The organism is Streptomyces sp. DSM 42067 (genome assembly GCF_055792885.1).
Genome location: NZ_CM147706.1, coordinates 6,499,214 through 6,520,819 on the forward strand (window position 1 = coordinate 6,499,214; position 21,606 = coordinate 6,520,819).

The window sequence follows — 21,606 nt, forward strand, 5'->3', positions numbered from 1 at the left end:
CCGTGGCCGGGCATGAAGGACCAGGTCCTGGTCTTCGCCGGGGTCGCACTGAGCGCTGTCTACGCACTGGCCGGCAAGGACGACAAGCTGCGGCTGCTCGATCTCGCCGAAAGGAGCGGGAGTACCGCGAGCGCCCCGTCCGGGTACGGGCCGCCCGAGAGCTACCCCCTGTCCGGCCGCTCACCCGCCGCCGACGCCGTCCGCGCAGGCCGCCCCATGTGGTGGGACGCCGCCGAGCTCGACACGTACAGCGAAACGGAGAACAGCTCGGAGACTCCGACCCTGCCGAGCGGCGTATCGCTGGGCGTGCTGCCCCTGGCGACCGACGGCACGCGGCTGGGCTGCCTGCTCGTCGTCGGCGACACCGCGGAGGGCTTCGCTCCCGAGCAGCGCAGCTTTCTGGAGCTGTACGCCGAAGAGGTCGCCGCCGGGCTCGATGCGGCCGCTGAACCGATCGCCCCGGGCCCGGGCGGCCAGCGCACGTCCGGCCAGGGCCCGGGTGGCCGAGCACCCGGTGGCGAAGGCCGGCAGGGCGGAGTCCCGGCCCGCGGCGATTCAGAGGGAGCAGTCCCGAGTACCACGGACGACAGCGGCCCGGCTCCCCGCGACGGCCCGGCGGGCGGCCCCGTCACACGGCGCCCGTTGCTGGGCCCGGCCCTGGACCGTCTGGGAGTCGGCTCGTTCACTCTGGCGCCGGCTTCGGGCCTCATCGATGCGGACGCACGCGTCCTGGAGCTGGTCGGCGTCGCACCCGACGCCTTCGACGGCAGGGTGGAGACCCTGCTCGCGCAAACCGTCCCGGAGGACCTGCCCGCGCTCATGTCCGTCGTCGAGCCGCGTCAGGCCGTCGGAGGGCGCGAACTGGACTTCCGCATCCGCTGCCCCAACGGCGAACTGCGCTGGCTGCGCCTGAGCTGCCGGGTGCCGGCCGGCGGCGACCGGGGGCCAGGCCGGGTGCCGGAGCAGCTGCTGGGCGTGGTCGCCGACGCAGCCACGCTGCGCCCCGTCGCCGACGAGGTCTCCCGGGTGCAGCGGCTGGCCGCCTCACTCGCCAACGCGTTGTCCGTCCGGGACGTCAGCCGCGTGGTGGCCATCGCCCTGCGCGAGCCGCTGGGAGCCGACCGCGTGGCACTCGCCGGGCTCGAGGCCGACAGACTGGTGGTCACCGTCCTCGACCCGCCGGAGCCGAGCGCCTGGCCTGAGATCTGGCGTTCCGAATGGCGTTCCGAGTGGCCCGACGCACCGCTGCACGCCCTGCCCACGCTGCAGGCCGCACTGCGGGAAGGCCGTCCCAGCCTCTGGCACGCGGGCACCGAGCTCGAACCCGGTCTCGCGGGCGTCGGCCCGGGCGGACTCGCCGTACTGCCGCTCCTGGCCCAGGGCCGGATAGCCGGTGTCTGCCTCGTCGGCTGGGACGAGCCGCACGAGTTCGTCCCCGAGGAACGGTCCCTGCTCACCGCGACCGCGGGGCTGGTCGGACAGGCCCTGATGCGCGCGCAGACGTACGATGCCGAGCAGGAACTCGCCACGACGCTCCAGCGCAGCCTGCTGCCGCGCCGGCTTCCGGAGCTGCCCGGCGGCGTCGCCGTCGCCCGCTATCTGCCCGCCAGGAGAGGACTGCAGGTGGGCGGTGACTGGTACGACGTCATATCCCTCTCCGACCGCCATGTGGCGCTGGTCATCGGGGACGTGCAGGGACACAGCGCCGCGGCCGCGACGATCATGGGTCAGATCCGTACCGCGATCAGGGCCTACGCCGTGGAGGGCCACCCGCCCGACGTCGTCATCTCGCACGCCAACCGGCTGCTCGTCGGCATGGAGACCGATCTGTTCGCCACCTGCTGCTATGTCGACCTGGACATCGAGGAGGGCAACGCCTGGTTCGTCCGGGCCGGGCATCTTCCACCGCTGCTGCGCAACCCGGACGGCACCACCGAGGAGATGGCCATCGAGGGCGGCCTCCCGCTGGGCGTGGTCGAGGACGCGGAGTACCCCATGACCGCGGCCGGACTGACCCCGGGCACGCTCCTGGTCATGGCGACGGACGGCCTGGTCGAGTCCTCGAGCCTGCCGCTGGACGAAGGCCTGCGCCGCATGCAGCTGGTGCTCTCCTCCACCGACCCCTCCGACGCCGGGCACGTTGCCGACGAACTCCTCGGCGACCGCAGCCGGCGAGAGGACGACGTGGCACTGCTGCTCATGCGCTACGACGGTCTGAAGGTCCGCCCGATCCGGGTCGGCTGGACCGTATGGCGGCTCCCCGACGCCGTTATGCACGCGCGCCGGTTCACCGCCCGCACCATGCGCTCCTGGAACCTCGCCGAGGAGGCCGACGTCGTGCTGCTGGTGGTCTCCGAGCTGGTCACCAACGCGCTGGTGCACACCCACGGCGCGGTACGCCTCGACCTCACGCTCGCCGCGGACCGGCTGCGGGTCGCCGTGAGCGACTCGTCTCCGCGCGCGCCGGCCAAGCCGGTGATCGTGGACTGGGAGGCGACCGGCGGCCGTGGACTCCTCCTCGTCGAGGCGATGTCGGCGGGCTGGGGATCGGTGCCGGTCAGCGGTGGCAAGCAGGTGTGGAGCGAGATCGTTGTGCCCCCCCACGAGCCCCCGGACACGGAGACCGGCACAGGACCGGCTGCGGAACCCCTCGGCCTGCTGCCGTCCCGAGGACCCTGACCAGGCCTTCTCCCCGTGGAAGGACAAGGGAGGTCCCTTCGGATGAAGACCTACGTGCGGGAAGCCGCCGCCGCCATCGCCGCGCTGTCGATGGCCGTGGCCCTTGCCGCCTGCGGAGGGGGCGACGGCGGCTCCGCCGACGGGGCGGAGGACGCCCTGAAGATCGGCCTGCTGCTGCCCGACGCCACCACCGCCCGCTGGGAGAAGGACGACAGGCCGCTGCTCGAGAAGAAGATCAGGGGACTCTGCGCCGAGTGCACGGTCGAGCACGCCAACGCCAAGGGCGACGTGGCCACCCAGCAGCAGCAGGTGGACTCCATGATCATCAGGGGTGTGGATGTGATGGTCCTCGCCGCCGTCGACGCCAAGGCGCTCCAGCCCGCGGTCAGGAAGGCGGACGAGGCGCACGTCCGGGTCGTCGCCTACGACCGCCTCGCCGAGGGCCCGATCTCGGGATATGTCTCCTTCGACGGCGAGGAGGTCGGCAGGCTCCAGGGCGAGGGGCTCCTCGACGCGTTGGGCGACAAGGCGGACGGCAGCCGGATCGTCATGATGAACGGCGACCCGACCGACCCCAACGCCGCCGCGTTCAAGAAGGGCGCGCTGTCGGTACTCGAGGACAGGGTGAGGATCGCCAAGAAGTACGACAACCCCGGCTGGAGGTCGGAGCACGCTCACACCAACATGTCCGGAGCCATCTCCAGCCTCGGCGCCGACAACATCGACGGCGTCTACTCCGCCAACGACGGCCTCGCCGCCGGCGTCATCTCCGCCCTCAAGGCCAACAAGATCAACCCGCTGCCGCCGGTCACCGGCCAGGACGCCGAACTCGGGGGCGTTCAGCGCATCGTCACCGGAGAGCAGTACATGAGCGTCTACAAGCCCTTCGAGCCGCAGGCCGCCGCCGGCGCCGAGATGGCCGTAGCACTGGCCCGTGGTGAAAACCTCGACGGCATCGCCGAGCACACGGTCAGCAGCCCTACCGCGCAGGCGGTTCCGGCCGTCCTGCTCACGCCGGTCTCCCTGACCGTCGACAACATCAAGGACACCGTGGTCAAGGACGGCCTCTACACGATCGACCAGATCTGCACCCCGAAGTTCAGGTCTGCCTGCGACAAGGCCGGACTGACCGGATAGGGCCGGTCTCCGGCCTCCGTGGGGCCGGGCCCGGAAGAAGGAGATGGTTTCTGTGCCGGCTCCACCCCTGCTGGCGTTGCGCGGCGTCTCCAAGCGCTTCGGCGCCATCCAGGCGCTCTGCGACGTCGAGCTGGAGATCCATGGTGGTGAGGTCATCGCCCTGGTCGGTGACAACGGCGCAGGCAAGTCGACCCTCGTCAAGGTCATCGCTGGTGTCAGCCCCGCCGACAGCGGTGTCATCGAGTGGCAGGGCCGGGTCGTCCAGGTCAGGCGCCCTCACGACGCCCAGGCACTCGGCATCGCGACCGTGTACCAGGATCTCGCGCTGTGCGACAACCTCGACGTCGTCGGCAACCTCTTCCTCGGCAGGGAGATCCACAGGGTCGGCGTCCTCGACGAGGTGGAGATGGAGCGCCGCGCCGTCGAGCTGCTGCACACCCTGTCGATCAGAATCCCCAACATCCGCCTCCCCGTCGCCTCGCTGTCCGGCGGCCAGCGCCAGGCCGTCGCGATCTCCCGGTCGCTGCTCGGCGTACCCAAGCTCCTCCTTCTCGACGAGCCCACCGCCTCCCTGGGCATCGAGCAGACCTCCCAGGTCCTCGACCTCATCGACCACCTGCGCGACCGCGGTCTCGGTGTGCTGCTCATCAGCCACAACATGGGTGACGTCAAGGCCGTCGCGGACCGGGTCGCGGTGCTGCGCCTCGGCCGCAACAACGGCTTCTTCGACGTGAACACCACGTCCCAGGAACAGGTCATCTCCTCGATCACCGGCGCCACGGACAACGCAGGCAGGACCCGCATGGGGCGTACGGGGGAGGCGTGGCTGTGATGCGGAAAGAGACATTCCGAAACACTGAACCCGGCAGAACGGCAGGCGGAGCCGAGGCCCGGGCGACCGCCGCGGCCGGCCGGCGCCTGCTCGTGCGCAGACAGGACGTCGGGCGGGCCGTCGACGAATTCCGGCGCCGGCTGCGCGACGGAGAACTCGGCTCGCTCCCCGTCATACTGGGACTCGTCCTCATCTGGATCATCTTCGAGATCCTCAACGAGAACTTCCTCTCACCACGCAACCTGTCCAACCTCAGCGTGGACATCGTCGGCACCGGCCTGATCGCGGTGGGCATCGTCTTCGTGCTGCTGATCGGCGAGATCGACCTGTCGGTCGGCTCGGTCAGCGGTCTCGCGGCAGCCATGTTCGCCGTGCTCAACGTCCATCAGGGCATGCCCGAGTGGCTCGCGGTCATCGTCGCGGTGCTCTGCGGCACGACGGTCGGGGCCGTCCACGGGTTCTTCTTCGCCAGGGTCGGCGTGCCCTCGTTCGTCGTCACCCTCGCGGGACTGCTCGGCTGGAACGGCCTGATGCTCTACGTCCTCGGCGAAAGCGGGACGATCAGCATCGACGACCAGGGCCTGGTCGCCAAGCTGACCAGCCACTACTTCTCCGACGCGGCCGTAGCCTACGGATTGGCCGTCCTCGGCACGGCCGCGTTCTTCCTCGCCGCCTACCGTGACAGCCTGCGCCGCAGGGCCGGCGGCATGGAGTCCCGGTCGCTCGGCCGGCTCGGATTCCGCACCGGCGCCCTCGCGGTGATCGCCCTTGCGGCGGCCTATGTCCTCAACCAGTTCCAGGGCCTGCCGCTCGCTCTCCTGATCTTCCTCCTCGTCGTCGTCGGCCTGGACTACCTCCTGCGCCGCACCCGGTACGGACGACAGGTGTTCGCGCTCGGCGGCGGCGTCGAGGCGGCCCGCCGCGCCGGCATCAACGTCGTGCTGGTGCGGATCTCCGTGTTCATGGTGTCGGGGACGATGGCCGCGATCGGCGGCCTGTTCCTGGCCTCCCGGATCACCTCGGCCAGCCAGACGTCCGGCTCCGGCATCCTGCTGATGAACGCCATCGCGGCAGCCGTCATCGGAGGCACCAGCCTGTTCGGAGGCCGCGGCACGACCTGGTCCGCGCTCCTCGGCATGCTGGTCATCCAGTCGATCGCGTCCGCCATGGCGCTCATGGGCGTCCAGGCCGCCGTCCAGTTCATGATCACCGGCGGCGTCCTGCTCCTGGCGGTAGTCATCGACTCCCTGTCACGACGCTCCCAGGAGGCCCACGGCAGGGCATGACGAGGGGGCTCGGACGGGTACGGTCGTCTCATGCCGATCCAAGCCGTGCTCTGGGACATCGACACTGCATTTTTCGGGGGATAACCCCCGAACCCCCAGCCGAGAACGGGGTCGCCGGTACGGTCGTCTCATGCCGATCCAAGCCGTGCTCTGGGACATCGACGACACGATCTTCGACTACGCGGGCGCGGACACCGCCGGCATGCACGCGCATCTGCTCGCCGAGGGGCTGCTGACCCGGCACGGGACGGCGGAGCGCGCCCTGGGTCTCTGGAAGAAGATCACCGAACGCCACTGGGCGCGTTTCGGCGCGGGCGAGGTGGACTTCCTCACGCAGCGCCGCGACCGCGTACGGGAATTCTTCGGGGCGGACATGGACGACGCCGAGGCCGATGCCTGGTTCGAGCGCTACCTGGCCCACTACGAGGCCGCGTGGTCGCTCTTCCCGGACACCGTGCCCACCCTGGACGCGCTCGCCGGCAGCTACCGGCACGCCGTCCTGTCCAACTCCGCCGCCGTCCACCAGGAACGCAAGCTGCGCTCCCTCGGCGTGCGCGACCGCTTCGAGGTCGTGCTCTGCGCCGTGGAGCTCGGTGTCTCGAAACCGGCCGCTGAGGCCTTCCACGCCGCGTGCGCGGCACTCGCGCTGGAACCCGCGGAGATCGCCTACGTGGGTGATCAGCCGGAGATCGACGCCCGAGGCGCCCGCGACGCCGGAATGCTGGGGATCTGGCTCGACCGGACCGGCGTGGCCCTGCAGACGCCGCCCGGGGTGCACCGGATCTCGAGCCTGGCCGAGCTTCCCGCGGTGCTACGCGCCGATACCCGTTTTGGAGCGCCGTCCACCTTCGGGTAATGTTCTTCCTGCGCCGCCGGGGAGCGAGCCGAAAGGCCGGGAACCGGAGGCGCAAGCTAGAACAAACCCCACAGGGGCTTGTTTTCCAGTGGCCTATGGTGTAATTGGCAGCACGACTGATTCTGGTTCAGTTAGTCTTGGTTCGAGTCCAGGTAGGCCAGCTCGCAGAGCTCATCTGCACCCGCGGATCCCGTCCGCAAGCCCCCGTTGTGTAGCGGCCTAGCACGCTGCCCTCTCAAGGCAGTAGCGCCGGTTCGAATCCGGTCGGGGGTACTGATCCATCCCGCATGATCAATCGGGTAGCTCCCGTTGATCCCGCGGTGACAACACCCGGCGATACGTCGGGTGGGATCGCCAAGGCCCCCGTTGTGTAGCGGCCTAGCACGCCGCCCTCTCAAGGCGGTAGCGCCGGTTCGAATCCGGTCGGGGGTACAAACTGGTCTAAACCACATTGGTCTATGGTGTAATTGGCAGCACGACTGATTCTGGTTCAGTTAGTCTTGGTTCGAGTCCAGGTAGACCAGCTCGGATCTGCGGAAACGCAAGATCCTCGCCCCCGTTGTGTAGCGGCCTAGCACGCCGCCCTCTCAAGGCGGTAGCGCCGGTTCGAATCCGGTCGGGGGTACACAGGGCGATGGGCCCTCCGCTTCGGCGGAGGGCCCATCGGCGTTCACGGCGTTCGGCATCCCGTACTGTCCTGCATCCCTTACCGGCTCGGCGACTTGGCAGAGGCGGGTGGGGGTCGGCGTGGTGATCGCGGGCGGCCGCGGCGCTGAGGCGGCCCGCCGATCTGTGCGGGTGAGACGGTGTTACTGGTGGTGGTGCAGGGTCAGCCGGAGCGGCGCAGGGCCTCGGAGAGGCGGGCGGCCGCATCGATGACCGCCTGGGCGTGCATACGGCCGGGGTGGCGGGTCAGACGCTCGATCGGTCCGGATACCGAGACGGCGGCGACCACGCGGTTGGACGGCCCGCGGACGGGTGCCGACACCGACGCCACGCCCGGCTCGCGCTCACCGATCGACTGGGCCCAGCCCCTGCGGCGTACGCCCGAGAGGGCCGTGGCCGTGAAGCGGGCCCCCTGGAGGCCGCGGTGCAGGCGCTCCGGCTCCTCCCAGGCCATCAGGATCTGGGCCGACGAGCCGGCCTTCATCGTGAGGGTCGAGCCGACCGGGACCGTGTCCCGCAGGCCCGAGAGGCGCTCCGCGGCGGCCACGCAGATGCGCATGTCGCCCTGGCGGCGGTAGAGCTGCGCGCTCTCTCCCGTCACGTCACGCAGATGTGTCAGTACCGGTCCTGCCGTGGCCAGGAGGCGGTCCTCGCCCGCCGCCGCGGCCAGCTCGGCCAGCCGCGGCCCGAGGATGAACCGGCCCTGCATGTCCCTCGCCACCATCCGGTGGTGTTCCAGTGCCACGGCAAGGCGGTGTGCCGTGGGTCGTGCGAGCCCTGTCGCCGCGACCAGCCCGGCGAGGGTGGCCGGACCGGACTCCAGGGCGCTCAAAACAAGAGCAGCCTTGTCGAGAACGCCGACGCCGCTAGAGTTGTCCATGCAACGATATTCGCGTCTCACTCTGTGAAACGCAAGTTCAATTTTCCGGGGAACTTGCGACTCTGGAGTGGCAGCGGCCCGGCGACCGACGGGCCCCAGGCCGAAGTCCTCCCCCCACTCGACTTCGCTCGAGCGGCGGGGGCCCTGTGAGGGGCATGGGCGGAGGCGCTCACATCTCTAGTTGGGTCGGCAGCAACGCCGGCCGGAGGGAAAGCGATGGGTAGGACACTCGCGGAGAAGGTCTGGGACGACCATGTCGTCCGGCGCGCCGAGGGCGAGCCCGACCTCCTCTTCATCGATCTGCACCTGCTGCACGAGGTGACCAGCCCCCAGGCCTTCGACGGCCTCCGTAAGAGCGGTCGCCAGGTGCGCAGGCTCGACCTGACCATCGCCACCGAGGATCACAACACCCCGACCCTCGACATCGACAAGCCCATCGCGGACCCCGTCTCCCGCGCCCAGCTGGAGACGCTGCGCAAGAACTGCGCCGAATTCGGCGTACGGCTGCACCCCCTCGGCGACATCGAGCAGGGCGTCGTCCACGTGGTCGGCCCGCAGCTGGGTCTGACCCAGCCCGGCACGACCGTCGTCTGCGGTGACTCGCACACCTCCACCCACGGCGCCTTCGGTGCGCTGGCGTTCGGTATCGGCACCTCGCAGGTCGAGCACGTGCTGGCCACCCAGACGCTGCCGCTGGCCCGTCCGAAGACCATGGCGATCACGGTCGAGGGCGAACTGCCCGACGGCGTCACCGCGAAGGATCTGATCCTCGCGATCATCGCCAAGATCGGTACGGGTGGCGGCCAGGGCTACATCCTGGAGTACCGCGGCTCCGCCATCGAGAAGCTCTCGATGGAGGCCCGGATGACCATCTGCAACATGTCCATCGAGGCCGGTGCGCGCGCGGGCATGATCGCCCCCGACGAGACCACCTTCGAGTACATCAAGGGCCGCGCCCACGCCCCCGAGGGCGAGGACTGGGACGCCGCCGTCGAGTACTGGAAGACCCTGAAGACGGACGACGACGCGGTCTTCGACGCCGAGGTCTTCATCGACGCCGACTCTCTGTCGCCGTTCGTCACCTGGGGTACCAACCCCGGCCAGGGCGCGCCCCTGTCGGCGAACGTCCCCGACCCCGCTTCGTACGAGGACGCTTCGGAGCGCCTGGCCGCCGAAAAGGCCCTGGAATACATGGGGTTGAGCGCCGGGCAGCCGCTGCGTGACATCAAGGTCGACACCGTCTTCGTAGGCTCCTGCACCAACGGCCGTATCGAGGACCTGCGCTCGGCAGCCGGCATCCTGCGCGGCCGCAAAGTCGCCGACGGCGTACGGATGCTGGTCGTTCCCGGCTCCGCGCGGGTCGGTCTGCAGGCTGTCGAAGAGGGCCTCGACGTGGTCTTCAAGGAGGCCGGCGCCGAATGGCGGCACGCGGGCTGCTCCATGTGCCTCGGCATGAACCCGGACCAACTCGCGCCCGGCGAGCGCTCCGCGTCCACCTCCAACCGCAACTTCGAGGGCCGGCAGGGCAAGGGCGGGCGTACGCACCTGGTCTCGCCCCAGGTCGCCGCCGCCACCGCGGTCACCGGCCACCTGGCTTCACCCGCCGACCTGTCCGACGCCCCCGTGACCGCCGGAGTCTGAGCAATCATGGAAGCTTTCACCACGCACACCGGCCGGGCCGTCCCGCTGCGCCGCAGCAACGTCGACACCGACCAGATCATCCCCGCCCACTGGCTGAAGAAGGTCACCCGTGACGGGTTCGAGGACGGGCTCTTCGAGGCCTGGCGCAAGGACCCCGAGTTCGTGCTGAACCGCCCCGAGCGGCAGGGCGCCACGGTGCTGGTCGCGGGTCCCGACTTCGGTACGGGTTCCTCGCGCGAGCACGCCGTCTGGGCACTGCAGAACTACGGCTTCAAGACCGTCATCTCCTCGCGGTTCGCCGACATCTTCCGCGGCAATTCGCTCAAGAACGGCCTGCTCACGGTGGTTCTGGAGCAGAAGATCGTGGACGCCCTGTGGGAGCTGACCGAGCAGGACCCGACGGCGGAGATCACCGTCGACCTCGAGGCCCGCGAGGTGCGCGCCGAGGGCATCACCGCCGCGTTCGAGCTGGACGAGAACGCACGCTGGCGGCTGCTGAACGGCCTCGACGACATCAGCATCACGCTGCAGAACGAGGGCGACATCTCGGCGTACGAGGCCAAGCGTCCCTCGTACAAGCCGCGGACGCTGCAGGTCTGAGGCCCACCGGGCCGACTGGTCCCGGCAGAGGCTGCTCCGGGGCGCAAGCGGCTCCCGAACCGGCCCCTCGGCCGCATCCGACCGCGGCGCCGGCCCTCACGCAGGACCCAGATGTACCCCCGACCGTTCACGGTTGGGGGTACATCTTTATGCCCGTTTCCGGGGCCCTCCGGGGTCCGCCGGAGCCCGGACGGGCCGTACGGATGGTGTCAACTCGCCTGTGGAAAAGGGGAGTAGAGACGGCTTCCACGGGAAAGGCGGTGCTTGTGGGGAGGTGCCGGAAAGGCGGCTCGGCAGGGTAGTTGCCCCCTGCGCAGGCGACAACTCGCCCCAGATGGCACAATCGGTGCATGGACCGCGACAGCCAACTCGAGCTTTACGAGGTGGTCGCGGCCCGGCTGAAGGAAGCGCACGCAAGGGTGCGCGCACTGCAAGTCCCGGAGGGCGTACGGATGGCGCTGACCCGGAAGCTGCTGGTCATTACGGCCGCGGCCAAACACGATCTCGCCGATGCGGCAAGGCGTCTGGAGCGATTGACGGCGGACCTCGACGCGGGTCGTTTCCCCGAAGACGTCTGAGCATCAAGCCCCAACTCCATGACGCCGAGTTCGTTGCGGCACAAGGGTGATTAGCCCGTTTCGTGTTTGATTTGCGGTATATATCTGCCTAACGTGCGAAAAAGCTTGAACACTTTCGTTCCGGCGATGTCTCCGAAGGGGAAGACGTGAACAAGGCGCAGCTCGTAGAAGCGATTGCCGACAAGGTCGGCGGGCGTCAGCAGGCCGCCGACGCCGTCGACGCGGTACTCGACGCCATCGTCCGTGCTGTCGTCGCCGGTGAGCGGATTTCTGTCACCGGCTTCGGCTCGTTCGAGAAGGTCGACCGGCCGGCCCGGTACGCCCGCAACCCGCAGACCGGTGAGCGTGTGCGGGTCAAGAAGACCTCGGTTCCGCGCTTCCGTGCGGGGCAGGGGTTCAAGGACCTGGTGAGCGGCACCAAGAAGCTGCCCCGAGGTGGCGAGGTGGCCGTCAAGAAGGCCCCCAAGGGGAGTCTCCAGGTCGGAGCGGCCGCGAAGAAGGCCGCAACCAAGAAGGCCGCCGCCAAGAAGGCGCCGGCACGCAAGGTCACGGCGAAGAAGGTCACGCCTGCGAAGAAGGCCGCGCCGGCCAAGGCCGCGGCAAAGAAGACGACCGCGAAGAAGACCACGGCGAAGAAGGCGGCGGCCAAGAAGACCACCGCCAAGAAGACCACCGCGAAGAAGACGGCGGCCAAGAAGACCGCGCCGGCCAAGAAGTCCACGGCGCGCAAGACCACCGCCAAGAAGACCACTGCCCGCTGACGGGCACTGGGTATTCACGCACCACGCACCGGGCCGAGCTCCCCGAGGGAGCCCGGCCCGTGGTATGTGCTGGTCAGAGTGTGGCGAGTGTGATCAGTGTGATGCGGCGGGCCTCGCCCTCGCCCTCCACCTCGATACGCACGCGCTGTCCCGGCCGCAGCAGCCGGAGGCCGCCCGCGTCGAACGCCGGGGCGTCGAAGGGCACCGGGGTGCCGTCGTCCAGCAGCACGCTGCCGCTGCGGGTTTCGGGGTCGTACGTGTACGAGGTCGCCTGCATGAGGGAAGCGTAGGCGACTTGGGGCGGGACACCGTGGGGCGGCTCAGTCCGCGATCAGCAGCCGGGCCGCGGCCGCGGCCGTGCGCGGGCCGACGCCGAGCGCCAGCGCGGCCCGCAGATCGTCGCCGGTGTCCACGTCCCGGCGCACCGAGTCGACGCGGTCGAGACGGAGTTCCACCGCCCCGGAAGCCGCGTGCCGGGCACGGGATTCGCCGCCGAATGCGGGGCGCAATTCCGTGCCGGCGAGTGCCGACAGCAATGTGGTGCCGATGCCCGCCGCATCCGGGAGAAAAGACCGGGGAAACAGTGCGGCGGCCGCCAGGACCCGGGCCAATTCCGCGCTGCGCAGCGCGGGGAGGTCCGCGTTGAGAGCGGCGACGGGGGCGTCCGCGCGGGCCGCGCGCGCCGCCGCAGCTCCGTGCGCCAGGGCGGCGTTGAGACCCGCACCGGGAGAGTCCGGCACGATCCGGGCTCCCAGCTCCGCGAGCTCGCGCGCGGCGAGACGGTCATCCGTGACGACCACCACATCCAGCACCGCGGGACAGACCGCTGCCGCGGCCACCGTGTCCTGGGCGAAGGCGAGCGCGAGGGACGGCCGCAGCCCGTCGCCGGCCGTGTCCGAGAGTCTGCTCTTGGCCCGTGCCAGGGGCTTCAGCGGTATCACCAGAGTCCACTGCACCAGCGCTCCGTCCCTTCGTTTTCGGCCCCATTGTGGCCTGCTGTGCAGCGGTGACCGTGCCGAGGGCGAGAACGGTGGACCGCTCCGGCGCGAGGAGAACAGCGGGTCCGTTTCTCCGGGAGAGGGCAGAGGACCGGGTCCGGCGGGCAGCGGCGGCGGCGCGGAGATGACGTACGCCACGCCCTGGCGGCCTCGGAGGAGGGTGGGCGTACGGTGTTCTCGACAGACCGGCGGCCTGGAGCGACACTTGTGCGGCCGACCAGGTCCTAGAGGAAGGTGTCCGAGTGTCCCGCCGCAGAATCGGCTTCTGGTACCGCCTGGCAGCGGTCATCTGCAAACCGCCGCTGGTGGTTCTGATCAAGCGGGACTGGCGCGGAATGGAGAATATTCCGGCCGAGGGCGGATTTATCACGGCGGTGAACCACAATTCCCATGTGGACCCGTTCGCATATGCCCATTTCCAGTACAACACGGGTCGTGTTCCGCGATTCCTGGCCAAGCACGGCCTTTTCAAAAAGGGTTTCGTGGGCACCATGATGCGCGGCACCGGACAGATCCCCGTCTACCGCGAGAGCACGGATGCGCTCAGTGCCTTCCGGGCCGCTATCGAGGCTGTCGAGCGGGGCGAGTGCGTCGCCTTCTATCCTGAGGGCACCCTCACCCGCGACCCCGACCAGTGGCCGATGACCGGCAAGACCGGCGCCGCCCGCGTCGCCCTGAAGACGAAGTGCCCGGTCATCCCCGTCGCCCAGTGGGGCGCCAACCTGCTGCTTCCGCCGTACGCCAAGAAGCCGGACCTGCTGCCCCGCAAGACCCACCACGTGCTCGCCGGGCCGCCCGTGGACCTCTCGCGTTTCTACGACAAGGAGATGACCCCCGAGGTCCTCAAGGAGGCCACTGAGGTCATCATGGCCGCGATCACCGCGCTGCTCGAGGAGCTTCGCGGCGAGAAGGCCCCCGCGACGCCCTACGACCCGCGCATCGTACGGATCGAGCAGCGGCGCAGGGCGACGAGAGGCGCCGTCCGCGGTGAGGTCCCCGGGCAGGCCACCGGCGAAGCCGCCGACGCGGGCGACGACAGCCGGACCGCGAAGACCGGCGGCAACGGCGATGCGGAGGACGCCAAGTGACGAACTCCGTCAAGGCGGCCGTCTTCGGGACCGGATCCTGGGGCACGGCCTTCGGCATGGTGCTCGCCGACGCCGGATGCGACGTCACCCTGTGGGGGCGTCGCGCCGAACTCGCGGACGCGGTCAACTCCACGCGCACCAACCCCGACTATCTGCCGGGCGTCGAACTCCCCGAGAACCTGCGGGCCACCACCGACCCGGCCGAGGCCGCGGCCGGCGCCGACTTCACGGTGCTCGCCGTGCCCTCGCAGACACTCCGCGGCAATCTCGCCGCATGGGCGCCTCTGCTGGCCGCCGACACCGTCCTCGTCTCCCTGATGAAGGGCGTGGAACTCGGCTCCGCGATGCGGATGAGCGAGGTCATCGAGGACGTCACCAAGGTGGGCGCCGAGCGGATCGCCGTCGTCACCGGGCCCAACCTCGCCCGGGAGATAGCCGCCCGCCAGCCCGCGGCCGCGGTTGTCGCCTGCCGCGACGAATCGGTCGCCCAGCGCCTCCAGGCCGCCTGCCACACGCCGTACTTCCGGCCGTACACCAATACCGACGTCATCGGCTGCGAACTCGGCGGCGCCGTCAAGAACGTGATCGGACTCGCCGTCGGCATCGCCGACGGCATGGGCCTCGGCGACAACGCCAAGGGCTCCCTCATCACCCGCGGACTCGCCGAGACGACCCGACTCGGCCTCGCGATGGGCGCCGACCCCATGACCTTCTCCGGACTCGCGGGCCTGGGCGACCTGGTGGCGACCTGCTCGTCGCCGCTGTCCCGCAACCACACCTTCGGCACCAACCTCGGCAAGGGCATGACCCTGGAGGAGACCATCGCGGTCACCAAGCAGACGGCCGAGGGCGTCAAGTCCTGCGAGTCGGTGCTGGATCTGGCACGCCGGCACGGCGTCGACATGCCCATCACGGAGACCGTGGTCGGCATCGTCCACGAGGGAAAGCCGCGATGGTGGCCCTCAAGGAGCTGATGTCGCGCAGCGCGAAGCCCGAACGGCGCTGATACATGGCGTGGCGCGAGGCCCGGGCAGTACCCGCGACTTCGCGCTGCGCCAGGCGGCGGCAACGCTGAGCGACAGGGCCCGTCGGGCGCTGACTCGAGGACTACCAGCAGGTACGCTCATCGCGATATGAGCAGCGAGTACTCCACCCAGAGCCCGGTCCGCTCCACGCCAGGAGGGGAATCCCGCAAGCCGCGCGTGGCTGTCGTCTTCGGCGGCCGAAGTTCCGAGCACGGCATCTCGGTCGTCACCGCGGGGGCCGTACTGCGCGCCATCGACCGTACGAAGTACGACGTCCTGCCCATCGGCATCACGCGGGAGGGCCGCTGGGCGCTCACCGCCGACGAGCCTGAGCGGATGGCCATCACGGACCGGCAGGTGCCCGACGTGGAGCACCTCGCCGAGTCGGCCGAGGGGGGCGTCGTGCTCCCCGTCGACCCCTCGACCCGCGAAGTGGTCTACAGCGAACCCGGATCCGTGCCCAAGGCCCTCGGCGAGGTGGACGTCGTCTTCCCGATGCTGCACGGCCCGTACGGCGAGGACGGCACTCTCCAGGGGCTTCTGGAGCTCTCCGGAACTCCTTACGTCGGTTCGGGCGTGCTCGCGTCCGCCGTCGGCCAGGACAAGGAGTACATGAAGCGGGTCTTCACCTCCTTCGGGCTGCCCGTCGGCCCGTATCTGGTGATCCGCCCGCGCGAGTGGGAGCGTGACGAGTCCGCCGCCCGCAAGAGGATCGCGGAGTTCGCGGGCGAACACGGCTGGCCGCTGTTCATCAAGCCCGCGCGCGCGGGCTCTTCGATCGGCATCACCAAGGTCGACGCCTTCGAGGGCCTCGACGAGGCCATCGAGGAGGCGCAGCGCCACGACCCCAAGATCCTCGTCGAGGCGCTGCTGCGTGGCCGTGAGATCGAGTGCGGGGTGCTGGAGTTCGAGGACGGCCCGCGTGCGAGCGTGCCCGCCGAGATCCCGCCCGTGCAGTCGCACGACTTCTACGACTTCGAGGCGAAGTACATCGACTCCGCCTCCGGCATCGTGCCCGCCCCGCTGACCGACGAGCAGACCGCCGAGGTGCAGCGGCTCGCCGTCGAGGCCTTCGAGGCCGCGTCCTGCGAGGGGCTGGTGCGCGCGGACTTCTTCCTCACCGAGGACGGGAAGTTCGTGATCAACGAGATCAACACGATGCCCGGTTTCACGCCGATCTCCATGTACCCGCGGATGTGGCAGGAGAGCGGAGTCGCCTACCAGGAGCTGGTGGATCTGCTGATCCAGGCGGCACTCAGGCGTTCGACCGGGCTGCGCTGACGCGCTTTCCGAGATGATCTAGTCGGCGATCCCTTCGGGGATCGCCTTCTTGATGGGCTTCGCGAAGTCGACGAGCGGACCGGCGCCGCTCTTCGCGGCCTGCTGCTTGCTGAGCCGCACCTCCACGTACGCCGTGCGCAGGCCCGTGGTGAAGACGTAGGAGCCGTCGTCGTGCTCCTGCACCAGCCAGCCCACGCCGTTCACCTCCGTCGTGGACGCTTCCGGGTCGAGCATCTCGGCGGGCCGCTCGACACCGCAGCGCAGTATGATCGCCGGGCTTCCCCAGCCCGCGGTCAGCGCGGACACGGGCTCCGGATCCTTCCGGTCGAAGCCGTCCACCTTCTTCGGCAGCACCTTGTCCAGGTTCCGGCACAGCTCGGTGACCTTCGCGTCCGGGGAGGGAACCACGGCTGTCGCCGTGTCGTCTGCTGAGGAGCAGCCCGTGGCGGCGAGCAGTGCGAGCGCGGGCAGGCCGATGAGCCGGTGAAGGAAGATGTTCACCGGCCAAGGGTAGACGGGGGCTAGAGGTGCACGACCGGGCAGGTCAGGGTGCGGGTGATGCCGTCCACTTGCTGGACCTTCGCGACCACCATGCGACCGAGGTCGTCGACGGTGTCGGCCTGTGCGCGCACGATCACGTCGTACGGTCCGGTCACGTCCTCGGCCTGGATCACCCCCGGGATCTTGGAGATCGTCTCGGCGACGGTCGAGGCCTTGCCGACCTCCGTCTGGATCAGGATGTACGCCTGTACCACGGAACCTCCAGGGCGGCCACGAGGATCATGTGGGGAGAAGGGACGCCACGGTATCGCGTCGCTGCTCGCTGCGGGGAGACCCGCGGAGGCTGTGGCGTGCACACCGGAGGTGCACGGACAGCACAGGTGGGCGGACACGTCGACCGTACCCAGGACGGTGACGGCACGCGACCGCACGCCGGGACGGGGCTTTCGGAATGAACGGGGCATTTGTGAAAGGGCAAGGTGATCCGCGGTGAAGGGAACCGTGGGCGAGCTGGGGGAGTTCGGGCTCATCAGGGAGCTCACCTCCCGGCTCACCTCCACCCCGGCCGTACGGCTCGGGCCGGGCGACGACGCAGCGGTGGTGGCGGCACCGGACCGCAGGGTGGTGGCCAGTACGGACGTCCTGCTGGAGGGACGGCACTTCCGCCGCGACTGGTCCACCGCGTACGACGTCGGCCGCAAGGCGGCCGCGCAGAACCTCGCGGACATCGCCGCGATGGGCGCCGTACCGACCGCACTGCTGCTCGGCCTGGTCGTCCCCGCCGAGCTCCCGGCCGCCTGGCCGGTCGAGCTGATGGACGGGCTGCGGGACGAGTGCCAGGTCGCGGGCGCCGCCGTGGTGGGCGGCGATGTCGTACGCGGCGAGACCATCACCATCGCGATCACCGCGCTCGGCGACATGCGCGGCCACGAGCCGGTGACCCGTGCCGGTGCCCAGCCCGGTGACGTGGTCGCCGTGACGGGCTGGCTCGGCTGGTCCGCTGCCGGATACGCCGTGCTCTCCCGCGGCTTCCGGTCGCCCCGCGCGTTCGTCGAGGCCCATCGGCGGCCCGAACCGCCCTACCACGCGGGCCCCGCGGCCGCCGGGCTCGGCGCCACCTCGATGACCGACGTCAGCGACGGTCTGATCGCCGACCTCGGGCACATCGCCGAGGCCAGCAAGGTGCGCATCGACGTCCGCTCCGGCGCGCTCGACATCCCCTCGCAGATGAACGACATCGGACAGGCCGTCGGTGTCGACCCGCTGCAGTGGGTGCTCACCGGCGGCGAGGACCACGCCATCGTGGCGACCTTCCCGCCGGACGTGAAGCTGCCCGCCCGCTGGAAGGTGATCGGCGAAGTGCTCAATCCCTCCGCGATGCCGCAAGTGACGGTGGACGGGGCGCCCTGGACCAGCAAGGGTGGCTGGGACCACTTCGGGGACATCGAGGGCGGGCGATAGCGTCGGGCCCATGCACACACCATCGCGAGCGCTTCCCCGAGTGCTGACCGTCGCCGGTTCCGACTCCGGAGGTGGCGCGGGCATCCAGGCCGACCTGAAGACGATGCTCGCCCTCGGTGCGCACGGCATGAGCGTGCTGACCGCCGTGACCGCGCAGAACTCCCTCGGCGTGCAAGGCGCTTGGGAGCTGCCGGCAGAGGCCGTGCGGGCCCAGTACCGCAGCGTCGTCGACGACATCGGCGTCCAGGCAGTCAAGACCGGCATGCTGTCGTCGGCCGAGCTGGTGGAGACCGTCGCGGAGCTCCTCGCGGACACGGAGGCCCCGGTGGTCGTCGACCCCGTCGGCGTCTCCAAGCACGGCGACCCGCTGCTGGCCGCGTCCGCGCTCGACTCGGTCCGTACGAAGCTGCTGCCGACCGCGACCGTCGCCACGCCGAACCTCGACGAGGTGGCCCAACTCACGGGTGTGCGCGTGGAATCGGAGGACGACATGCGGCGGGCGGCGGGCGCCGTTCTCGCGTACGGCGCCCGCTGGGTGGTCATCAAAGGCGGTCACCTCAGCGGTGAGGCGGTGGACGCGGTGGACCTCCTGACTGACGGCTCGGAGGAGCACTGGCTGCGCGCCACGCGGCTGGACAACCGGCACACGCACGGCACGGGCTGCACCCTCGCCAGCGCGATCGCGTCGGGACTCGCGAAGGGGCAGTCGGTGCCGGAGGCGGTCGCTGCGGCCAAGGAGTACGTCACCGGGGCCATCGCCGGCGGGTTCGCGCTGGGCGGCGGGATCGGGCCGGTGGATCACGGCTGGCGGTTCAGGGCCGTGTAGTGGATGCCACCGCGTCGGCAACGTCCGTCAGATCCCGGATCACCAGCAAGCCCGCGGGGGACGGTGCCGCCGTGCCCGGCATGGCCGACATGCCGGGCATGCAAAAAGCCGGTTCCACCAGGAGATGGAACCGGCCCTGCAGCAACCAGCGAGGTGGCCGCGCTAGCACTACGTCAGCGCGAGACCTTGCCGGCCTTGATGCACGAGGTGCAGACGTTGAGCCGCTTCGGCGTCCGACCGACCACGGCACGCACGCGCTGGATGTTGGGGTTCCAGCGACGAGACGTACGGCGGTGCGAGTGGGAAATGTTGTTGCCGAAGCCCGGCCCCTTGCCGCAGACGTCGCAGTTGGCAGCCACGGGTCACTCCAAAGACTTCAGATGCACTTACGGTTGAATCCCGGCATGCCGGGATCAGTGATCTGAGTGGCGTTGCCAGGGGTAAAGGCCCGATGCGTATCGGGCAACCGGAGCAGCATACAACGGCTGCCTCGGTACAACGAAATTACCATGGCTGCTGCGGCCTCTGCTCCACACCCTCGCCCCCGGCCACCGCCCCGGCCCTCTTCCGGAAGGGGGCCGTCCGGGGTCTACGCTGCGTCCCAGTCCAGCTGCTCGACGAGGAGGCGCAGGTGCCGCAGGTGCCGCAGAGGTTCGACGCTGTCGCTGTGCGCGCCTGGTGCGGTCTGGCCCTGGAAGCCCTCGGACGGGCCCGCGAGGAGATCGACGCGATCAACGTCTATCCGGTCGCGGACGGCGACACCGGCACGAACCTGTATCTGACCGTCGAGTCGGCGGCCCAGGCCGTCGAGGCGGTGTTCGGGGGCCTCGAACCGGAGCAGCCCTCCACGGCCGAGGCGATGCGCGCCATGGCCCACGGCGCGCTGATCGGGGCCCGCGGGAACTCCGGCACGATCGTGGCGCAGCTGCTGCGCGGGATGGCCCAGGTGCTGGCCGCGGGGAACCCGCGTGCCGGAGCCTCGCCTGCGGCGAGCGCGGCGGGAGGGGCGGCGCAGGCACCCGCCACAGGGTCCGCGGAAAGCCAGGCCGCTGGGAACACGGAGAGTGAGACGTCTCACGCCGACGGGCCCGGTCTGCGGCTGGCGCTGCGGCGGGCGGCGGAGTCCGCGTACGAAGCCGTGGCGCACCCCGTCGAGGGCACCGTCCTGACGGTGGCGTCCGCGGCTGCGGATGCGGCCGAGGGGGCCGAGGGCGACTGCGCGACGGTGGCGCGAGCCGCCTACAAGGGGGCGTGGGCGGCGCTCGACGCCACTCCCGGGCAACTGGCGGTGCTCGGGCAGGCGGGCGTGGTCGATGCGGGCGGGCGGGGCCTTGTGGCGCTCCTCGGCGCACTCGTCCAGACCTTCACGGGGGAGCCGCCGACGCCGGCGGACGCGCTGCACGCGCGCGTGGCAGGCCCGTCCTCAGCCGCAGAGAAGCACAGTCGCGGCCCCCACACGCGGGTGGACCGCCAGCCCCACGCGCGCGTGGACGCGGCGGAGGCCTGCCCGGACGGTCCGGCGGACGGGGCGAGCCCGGCATTCGAGGTGATCTACCTGCTGGAGGCCGACGACGCGGCCGTGGCCGTGCTGCGCACCCGGCTCGACGCCCTCGGGGACTCCCTCGTCGTCGTCGGCGGCGACGGCCTGTGGAACGTCCACGTACACGTCGACGACGCGGGCGCCGCCGTCGAGGCCGGCATCGAGGCCGGGCGGCCCTACCGGATCCGCATCACACACTTCGGCGCGGAGGACGCACACACGGCATCCGCCGCGCAGCCGCCCCGGGAGCGGGCGCAGCGCGCCATCGTGGCGGTCGTGCCGGGCGAGGGCCTGCGGGTTCTGTACGCCGAGGCCGGGGCGACGACAGTGCCGGTGAGCCCGGGGGAGCGGCCCGCGAGCGGCGAGCTCGTCGACGCCATCCGGCACGCCCACGCGCGCGAGGTGGTGCTGCTGCCCAACGACGCCGAGCTGCGCCACACCGCGGCGGCGGCGGCGGAGCAGGCCCGCTCCGAGGGCCTGCGCGTCGCACTGATCCCCACCCGCTCAGCCGTCCAGGGCATCGCCGCCCTCGCCGTCCACGAGCCGGACCGCCGCTTCGACGAGGACGTCGTCGCGATGACCTCGGCGGCCGGAGCGACCCGGCACGCCGAAGTCGTCGTCGCGGAGCGGCAGTCCTGGACCATGGCCGGCATCTGCCAGGCCGGCGACGTGCTGGGGCTGATCGACGGCGATGTCGCCGTGATCGGCTCCGAGGTCGCGGCCGTCGCGGAAACGGTCCTCGACCGCATGCTGGCCGCGGGAGGTGAGATGGTCACGCTCGTCCTCGGCGACGACGTACCCGATGCCACGGCCGACGTCCTTGAACAGCACGTACGCGAGAACTACCTGGCCGTCGACACGGTGGTCTACCGCGGCGGCCGGCAGGCGGCACCGATGCTGATCGGCGTCGAGTAAGACCGTCCGGCCAATGGGGGTGGCGTCGCGGGGCTGGGCACGCACATCTGCGGCG

The 21,606-nt window shown here is 70.4% G+C and carries 20 protein-coding genes, 5 tRNA genes and 1 pseudogene; 20 read left to right on the forward strand and 6 right to left on the reverse strand.

Annotated features, from left to right (window positions below):
- Window positions 1–12 precede the first annotated feature (12 nt).
- The 10 genes from ACSMXV_RS29485 to ACSMXV_RS29530 all read left to right on the forward strand — a co-directional run bounded on the left by ACSMXV_RS29485 (window position 13) and on the right by ACSMXV_RS29530 (window position 7,415).
- Window positions 13–2,679 (forward strand): SpoIIE family protein phosphatase, encoded by a 2,667-nt coding sequence (locus tag ACSMXV_RS29485; protein ID WP_473174212.1) that lies wholly within the window; start codon window positions 13–15, stop codon window positions 2,677–2,679.
- 42 nt (window positions 2,680–2,721) lie between these two features.
- Window positions 2,722–3,816 carry a substrate-binding domain-containing protein gene (locus ACSMXV_RS29490; RefSeq protein WP_473174213.1) on the forward strand — a complete coding sequence of 365 codons (1,095 nt, stop codon included), beginning with the start codon at window positions 2,722–2,724 and terminating at the stop codon, window positions 3,814–3,816.
- Between the two features lie 43 nt (window positions 3,817–3,859).
- A complete protein-coding gene (locus ACSMXV_RS29495) occupies window positions 3,860–4,648 on the forward strand; it encodes an ATP-binding cassette domain-containing protein (RefSeq protein ID WP_181868430.1) in 789 nt (262 codons plus the stop codon).
- On the forward strand, window positions 4,648–5,934 hold the full coding sequence (locus ACSMXV_RS29500) for a sugar ABC transporter permease (RefSeq protein ID WP_473174214.1): 1,287 nt from the start codon (window positions 4,648–4,650) through the stop codon (window positions 5,932–5,934). The genes ACSMXV_RS29495 and ACSMXV_RS29500 overlap by 1 nt, the downstream gene beginning before the upstream one ends.
- Window positions 5,935–6,064: 130 nt before the next feature.
- Window positions 6,065–6,790, forward strand: a complete 726-nt coding sequence (locus ACSMXV_RS29505; RefSeq protein ID WP_473174215.1) for an HAD family hydrolase — start codon at window positions 6,065–6,067, stop codon at window positions 6,788–6,790.
- An 89-nt stretch (window positions 6,791–6,879) separates the two neighbouring features.
- Window positions 6,880–6,951 (forward strand) — tRNA-Gln (locus ACSMXV_RS29510).
- A 39-nt stretch (window positions 6,952–6,990) separates the two neighbouring features.
- Window positions 6,991–7,063, forward strand: a tRNA-Glu gene (locus tag ACSMXV_RS29515).
- Between the two features lie 86 nt (window positions 7,064–7,149).
- Window positions 7,150–7,222: transfer RNA gene (locus ACSMXV_RS29520), tRNA-Glu, on the forward strand.
- Between the two features lie 20 nt (window positions 7,223–7,242).
- Window positions 7,243–7,314 (forward strand) — tRNA-Gln (locus ACSMXV_RS29525).
- Window positions 7,315–7,342: 28 nt separating this feature from the next.
- Window positions 7,343–7,415: transfer RNA gene (locus tag ACSMXV_RS29530), tRNA-Glu, on the forward strand.
- A 204-nt stretch (window positions 7,416–7,619) separates the two neighbouring features.
- On the opposite strand, the gene ndgR is transcribed toward ACSMXV_RS29530, so the two are convergent.
- On the reverse strand, window positions 7,620–8,336 hold the full coding sequence (gene ndgR / locus ACSMXV_RS29535) for an IclR family transcriptional regulator NdgR (RefSeq protein ID WP_026278050.1): 717 nt from the start codon (window positions 8,334–8,336) through the stop codon (window positions 7,620–7,622).
- 216 nt (window positions 8,337–8,552) lie between these two features.
- Between ndgR and leuC the strand changes: the two genes are divergently transcribed.
- The 4 genes from leuC to ACSMXV_RS29555 all read left to right on the forward strand — a co-directional run bounded on the left by leuC (window position 8,553) and on the right by ACSMXV_RS29555 (window position 11,916).
- Complete coding sequence (gene leuC, locus ACSMXV_RS29540; protein ID WP_473174216.1) at window positions 8,553–9,977, forward strand: 3-isopropylmalate dehydratase large subunit; 1,425 nt, start codon at window positions 8,553–8,555, stop codon at window positions 9,975–9,977.
- Between the two features lie 6 nt (window positions 9,978–9,983).
- Window positions 9,984–10,577: a 3-isopropylmalate dehydratase small subunit gene (leuD, locus tag ACSMXV_RS29545; protein ID WP_473174217.1), complete on the forward strand. Its 594-nt coding sequence runs from the start codon at window positions 9,984–9,986 to the stop codon at window positions 10,575–10,577.
- 350 nt (window positions 10,578–10,927) lie between these two features.
- A complete protein-coding gene (locus ACSMXV_RS29550; RefSeq protein WP_473174218.1) occupies window positions 10,928–11,155 on the forward strand; it encodes an SCO5555 family protein in 228 nt (75 codons plus the stop codon).
- 146 nt (window positions 11,156–11,301) lie between these two features.
- A complete protein-coding gene (locus tag ACSMXV_RS29555) occupies window positions 11,302–11,916 on the forward strand; it encodes an HU family DNA-binding protein (RefSeq protein WP_181655674.1) in 615 nt (204 codons plus the stop codon).
- 73 nt (window positions 11,917–11,989) lie between these two features.
- Here the strand turns inward: ACSMXV_RS29555 and ACSMXV_RS29560 are convergent, their stop codons facing one another.
- Together ACSMXV_RS29560 and cofC are read right to left on the reverse strand one after the other, a co-directional pair.
- Window positions 11,990–12,193 (reverse strand): hypothetical protein, encoded by a 204-nt coding sequence (locus ACSMXV_RS29560; RefSeq protein WP_351294604.1) that lies wholly within the window; start codon window positions 12,191–12,193, stop codon window positions 11,990–11,992.
- 43 nt (window positions 12,194–12,236) lie between these two features.
- Window positions 12,237–12,872 (reverse strand): 2-phospho-L-lactate guanylyltransferase, encoded by a 636-nt coding sequence (cofC, locus tag ACSMXV_RS29565; protein WP_473174219.1) that lies wholly within the window; start codon window positions 12,870–12,872, stop codon window positions 12,237–12,239.
- A 284-nt stretch (window positions 12,873–13,156) separates the two neighbouring features.
- Here cofC and ACSMXV_RS29570 point away from each other — a divergent pair, with 284 nt between their 5' ends.
- The 3 genes and pseudogenes from ACSMXV_RS29570 to ACSMXV_RS29580 all read left to right on the forward strand — a co-directional run bounded on the left by ACSMXV_RS29570 (window position 13,157) and on the right by ACSMXV_RS29580 (window position 16,308).
- Window positions 13,157–14,002 (forward strand): lysophospholipid acyltransferase family protein, encoded by an 846-nt coding sequence (locus tag ACSMXV_RS29570; protein WP_473174220.1) that lies wholly within the window; start codon window positions 13,157–13,159, stop codon window positions 14,000–14,002.
- Window positions 13,999–15,008, forward strand: a pseudogene (locus ACSMXV_RS29575) (NAD(P)H-dependent glycerol-3-phosphate dehydrogenase). Before ACSMXV_RS29570 ends, ACSMXV_RS29575 begins: the two are co-directional and overlap by 4 nt.
- 127 nt (window positions 15,009–15,135) lie before the next feature.
- Window positions 15,136–16,308, forward strand: coding sequence for a D-alanine--D-alanine ligase family protein (locus ACSMXV_RS29580; RefSeq protein WP_473174221.1), 1,173 nt, complete (start codon window positions 15,136–15,138; stop codon window positions 16,306–16,308).
- Window positions 16,309–16,326: 18 nt separating this feature from the next.
- Here ACSMXV_RS29580 and ACSMXV_RS29585 read toward each other — a convergent pair whose 3' ends face one another.
- Both ACSMXV_RS29585 and ACSMXV_RS29590 read right to left on the reverse strand, forming a co-directional pair.
- The gene (locus tag ACSMXV_RS29585; RefSeq protein WP_473174222.1) at window positions 16,327–16,809 is read right to left on the reverse strand and encodes a DUF3515 domain-containing protein; all 483 of its coding nucleotides are present in this window, start codon (window positions 16,807–16,809) and stop codon (window positions 16,327–16,329) included.
- A 20-nt stretch (window positions 16,810–16,829) separates the two neighbouring features.
- Entirely contained in the window at window positions 16,830–17,063 is a 234-nt protein-coding gene (locus ACSMXV_RS29590; RefSeq protein ID WP_003997603.1) for an Lrp/AsnC family transcriptional regulator, read from the reverse strand.
- A gap of 235 nt (window positions 17,064–17,298) precedes the next feature.
- Here ACSMXV_RS29590 and ACSMXV_RS29595 point away from each other — a divergent pair, with 235 nt between their 5' ends.
- Window positions 17,299–18,270 (forward strand): thiamine-phosphate kinase, encoded by a 972-nt coding sequence (locus ACSMXV_RS29595; RefSeq protein WP_473174223.1) that lies wholly within the window; start codon window positions 17,299–17,301, stop codon window positions 18,268–18,270.
- A gap of 10 nt (window positions 18,271–18,280) precedes the next feature.
- Complete coding sequence (thiD, locus tag ACSMXV_RS29600; RefSeq protein ID WP_473174224.1) at window positions 18,281–19,096, forward strand: bifunctional hydroxymethylpyrimidine kinase/phosphomethylpyrimidine kinase; 816 nt, start codon at window positions 18,281–18,283, stop codon at window positions 19,094–19,096.
- 173 nt (window positions 19,097–19,269) lie between these two features.
- Here thiD and rpmB read toward each other — a convergent pair whose 3' ends face one another.
- On the reverse strand, window positions 19,270–19,455 hold the full coding sequence (gene rpmB / locus ACSMXV_RS29605) for a 50S ribosomal protein L28 (protein WP_003957616.1): 186 nt from the start codon (window positions 19,453–19,455) through the stop codon (window positions 19,270–19,272).
- 272 nt (window positions 19,456–19,727) lie between these two features.
- On the opposite strand from rpmB, the gene ACSMXV_RS29610 reads away from it, so the two are divergent.
- Window positions 19,728–21,551: a DAK2 domain-containing protein gene (locus ACSMXV_RS29610; RefSeq protein ID WP_473174225.1), complete on the forward strand. Its 1,824-nt coding sequence runs from the start codon at window positions 19,728–19,730 to the stop codon at window positions 21,549–21,551.
- Window positions 21,552–21,606 lie beyond the last annotated feature (55 nt).